Raw genomic sequence first — 4,620 nt, forward strand, 5'->3', positions numbered from 1 at the left:
GCAAATATAAGAATTTGGATTTAATTATTAACCTTTGGGAGTAAAGAAAATAAATGGATCAATTTAAACAGTATACTTTCTTTCACAGTAACTTAAGTAAACCGAGGCGGAGAGTCCTTTTGAAAAATGCTATCCGCGTAGGCGGATTTAGTTCAACAAAGCATATAAGTCATTGGGCAGTAACGTATTAAATAGAACAATATGAATACAAATAAACAGCGTGGTAAACTGAAAGATTTGAGCATAAAAATGCCCAACACCTCATATGCCAAACCGTTGGCATTCATTGTAAGAAACAGAAAATAATTAAATTATGAACAAAAAGAAAATAATATTTGATGTAGTATTTATTGTAATTGCTGCTGTCATCATAACTGTCCTAATTGAATATGGATTAATAGAAAAATATGTTGGATTTGCACTCATTCCAATACTTATTGCATATTATCTTGGTCAATTTGTTGAGCGAAAATCTAGAATTAAATCAGAATAATAAAGTAATTGAGAATAAAACATTTAAGACAAAAACAGGATACTGCCACATTTTACCTGATAGAATTGTTCTGACAAGAGACGGAGTTATTGGTAATGTGGCTAAAATGACTGTCGGAAACAATATTACCCCGCTCGGCTTAATCTTTAGATTAAGTCGTAAATTTAAGTTTGTCCCTGACAAACATCATTAACAAAACGGTCAGGAGACCGAAATCAAATCAAGCTTAATTATGCCTGTCCGCCCTCTGGCGGAAGATTAAACTTAGTAGCAACAATCAGGGTTTCACCTTCCTCACCATAGCTTCCAATCCATTGAGTTTTATTTCATAACATAAAGCCAATAAGTTACCGAGTTTCCCTTTCGGAAATCCCTTTTGTTTAAACCAAACTAAATATGGTTCGGGCAAATCTATTATAGTTCGTCCTTGGTATTTTCCAAAGGGCATTTTCATATTGACCAATTCTAAAAGTTGACGGTTGTCGGGCTTTACTTCATTCATTTTCTATTGCGTTTTAGACTGTCATTCTAATCTGTCAACTGACGGAGAAGGATCTCTAACATTTGTTTATCAGTAATAGGAGATTCTTCACTTCGTTCAGAATGATATAATCTGTAATATCAACTCAACCACTGATCAACAATTTCCTTTTTTAATTCACTTGTTTGAAATCGTTTTTCCAATTCCTCAAAAGGAATACGGAAATTACATCCTGTTTTCCATTCGCTACAACCATAAGCTGTTTTACCTTTTAAAATTTTACCTTTTTTACATTGAGGGCAAGTTAAAATTTCTTCGGATACCTTTTCCTTTTTTGCTCGTGGCTTTCTCTTTTTTGGCACTTTGGTTTTAGCGTCTTCCAAACCAATATTTTTCGTAACAGGCTTATATTTTACATCTTGCACCAACTGTCTGACCATATCCTTCATTTCGTCAAGAAAAAGTTTCAAATCGTATTGTCCACGTTCTATCTGACTCAGTTTTTGTTCCCATTGTCCGGTTAGCTCGGGCGATTTTAAAATCTCAAATTCTATGGTTTGGATAAGCTCTATTCCTGTAATTGTTGGTATTAACGATTTACGCTTTCGCGTGATATAATTACGTTTAAACAGTGTTTCAATAATATTAGCTCTCGTAGACGGACGACCAATACCATTTGCTTTCATAAGTTCACGAAGATTTTCGTCATCAACCTGTTTACCTGCCGTTTCCATTGCTCGTAAAAGCGTGGCTTCAGTAAATTGCTTAGGCGGTTGTGTTTTTTTCTCGAATAATGCGGGTTGATGTGGTCCTGATTCGCCCAAATTAAAAGCAGGAATAGATTGCTGCTTTTCCTCTTCTTTCTCCTCCTCTTGTTGATAGAGCACACGCCATCCGGGATTCAGAATTTCTTTTCCGCTGGCATTAAACAAATGCTCTTCTACTTTTCCCTGTACTTTAGTGTTAGATACCTCACAAACAGGATAAAAATTAGCTAAAAAACGATAAAGGATTGCTTCATAAACCGCTAATTCTTTACCTCCAAGTGTAGATGCTTGCATACCGGTAGGTATAATCGCATGGTGATCTGTAATTTTACTATCGTCGAAAACGCGTTTACTTTGTTTTAAGCCATATTCAGATATAGGCTTGATCTCTTTAAAATAATGCTTTAGCTGATTGAGTATCCCCGGAATTTTTGGAAACATATCTGTAGGCAGATAAGTAGTATCAACACGTGGGTAAGTTACCAACTTACGTTCATAGAGCGTTTGAACAATTTTTAGTGTTTCATCAGCCGAAAGGTTAAGCTTTTTATTGCAATCGACTTGCAAAGAAGTCAAATCAAATAATTTTGGCGAATATTCCTTGCCGGGATTTTTTGAGAAATCAACAATTTCAAAGGGTTTATCGCTAATCTCAGTCAGCAAAGCATCGGCCTTTTCTTTTTCGGTAAACCGACCGCCATCATAGTTAAACTGAACATCACGATAAATGGTTTTTAATTCCCAAAAAGCTTCCGAATTAAATTTTTCTATTTCTAAGTGACGATTTACAATCATTGCCAAAGTTGGCGTTTGAACACGCCCGATAGAGAGAACATTTTTGCCTGTCCCATATTTTATGGTATATAACCTACTGGCATTTATTCCCAATAACCAATCGCCAATAGCACGGGCACTTCCGGCATAATAAAGGCGATCGTAATCTTTTGCATCTTTTAAATTGGCAAAACCCTCGCGAATTGCGGTTTCGGTGAGTGAAGAAATCCATAAACGCTTCACAGGTTTTTTGTTTCGGGCTTTTTTATATACCCAACGTTGAATAAGCTCTCCTTCTTGAGCTGCATCACCACAGTTGATTATTTGCTCACAATCTTCTCTTTGTATTAGTGTTTCTATTACCTTAAATTGTCGAACAGAACTTTCGTTATCGATTAACTTAATACCAAAAGTATTTGGTATTATCGGAAGCCAATTCAAATCCCAATAGCGTAGCCGTTTATCGTAATCGTCGGGAGCTTTAAGGGTACAAAAATGGCCATAGGTCCAGGTAATGGCATATCCATTTCCTTCAATAAAACCATCTTTCCTTGTATTAGCACCAAGTATTTTGGCGAGCTCTTGAGCAACACTTGGTTTTTCGGCAACACAAAGAATCATAGGTTTATTTTTTAGACAAAAATAAAAAGCTTTTGCTTGAAAAAACGTATTAAAATTAAAAAGCTCAATATGCCGATTACGTTTCATTCATAATTTTTCATTTCTTTGCTGAAAAACTGAATGATGAAAAAAATCACTCTTTTGATAAACGGATATAAAGACTTTAATATAAATGCTTTTAAACAAAAGATAGAGAAGTTAGAAGAATCTGAAGAAATAGAAATACTGTTTATCAGTTATCAAAATAAAACTCTTGACAAAGCTTTTAATTATTCGGTTTTTTCTGTTGAAGACCATGAGGATGTAAGTTTCTCGCAAGTTCTTCAAGCTATTTCAACAAAATATTTTCTTTTTTTCAATCCTGATATAGATTATCCCAAAGATTTTTTTAACCGAATTTCTAGGTCTGAAAATGAAAATAAGTCTAATAAAAAGTATAATGCTTGGGAAAAAAGTATTATTGCCATTCAACAAAGTCATTATGGACTCTGTGGGCAAAAGTCAAAGTCTAAAAAAGACTTTTCATTTTTAAATTCTTCTGTTCTTTATAATAAGAAAGATGTGGAATCTTTAAATACCGACAAAATGAATGTCCATCTCGAATTATCGGGAGAACTGTATAAATATGCGCTTAAAAAGAAGTTGAATTTTATTGGTTACAAACCTAAAAATAACGAAATTAAATATAATCCTGATTTTACCGATTTAATGCAGCTATGTAAAGAACAAGCGCAAAATACATTTAAGCTTTTCCCTGTATTATTTGTTTTGTTTTTTATTGTTTTTGGTTTTGGAGCGGCGTTTAATCCTGTATTTTTCTTGATCTTTTTAATAGGGATGAGCGCCTATTTTTTAGCCATAACATTAGAAGCTTTTGGAATATCCACAATAAAACAAAACGGAGCTATTGTCCCTATTTTGCTCTTGTTATTCCCTTTTATTCACTTGGTTTACGGAATAGAATCGTTGATTGCAAAGATTAAAAGCTAATTTAAAACCTTTTAATTTCTTCCATTTTTATGACGGTCTTTAAGCTTGCCTATTCCAATTATTTACTGCTTTTTTAAAATTTGAGATTCACGAATAAATGTTTAAATTTGCTCCCTCAATGGGGGATTAGCTCAGCCCCGGACTTTGAAAATTTTCAATTTTCTAAAAAGTCCGAGGGTTCTCGAAAAAAGGTCAAATCGAAGATTTGCATTTTTCGGAATTGGCTATTACACCAAAAAAGTTCATAAATGTAGATGCATTATATAAAAATGGGGGATTAGCTCAGTTGGCTAGAGCGTTTGACTGGCAGTCAAGAGGTCATCGGTTCGATTCCGATATTCTCCACTGATAAAGAGAGGGTTACAGAACGTTGTAGCTCTCTCTTTTGTTTTGATACATACCAAATACATACAAAAGAAGGGAAAATAGGAAGGGAAAAGACAAAAAAACCGCTCCAATTGAAGCGGTTTTAAAGAAATCTTGCTCTTATTAAA

General features: G+C 34.2%; 4 protein-coding genes and 1 tRNA gene. 3 read left to right on the forward strand and 2 right to left on the reverse strand.

Going from position 1 to position 4,620, the window contains the following annotated elements; genetic code table 11:
• Positions 1-313 precede the first annotated feature (313 nt).
• Positions 314-493, forward strand: coding sequence for a hypothetical protein (locus J7K39_04445; GenBank protein ID MCD6179132.1), 180 nt, complete (start codon positions 314-316; stop codon positions 491-493).
• 277 nt (positions 494-770) lie between these two features.
• On the opposite strand, the gene J7K39_04450 is transcribed toward J7K39_04445, so the two are convergent.
• Entirely contained in the window at positions 771-995 is a 225-nt protein-coding gene (locus tag J7K39_04450) for a DUF3820 family protein (GenBank protein MCD6179133.1), read from the reverse strand.
• 119 nt (positions 996-1,114) lie between these two features.
• On the reverse strand, positions 1,115-3,136 hold the full coding sequence (locus J7K39_04455; GenBank protein MCD6179134.1) for a DNA topoisomerase 3: 2,022 nt from the start codon (positions 3,134-3,136) through the stop codon (positions 1,115-1,117).
• A gap of 123 nt (positions 3,137-3,259) precedes the next feature.
• Here J7K39_04455 and J7K39_04460 point away from each other — a divergent pair, with 123 nt between their 5' ends.
• Positions 3,260-4,126, forward strand: coding sequence for a hypothetical protein (locus tag J7K39_04460; protein MCD6179135.1), 867 nt, complete (start codon positions 3,260-3,262; stop codon positions 4,124-4,126).
• 271 nt (positions 4,127-4,397) lie between these two features.
• Positions 4,398-4,471: transfer RNA gene (locus J7K39_04465), tRNA-Ala, on the forward strand.
• Positions 4,472-4,620 lie beyond the last annotated feature (149 nt).

The sequence above is a fragment of the Bacteroidales bacterium genome, from assembly GCA_021157585.1.
GTDB lineage: Bacteria > Bacteroidota > Bacteroidia > Bacteroidales > UBA12170 > UBA12170.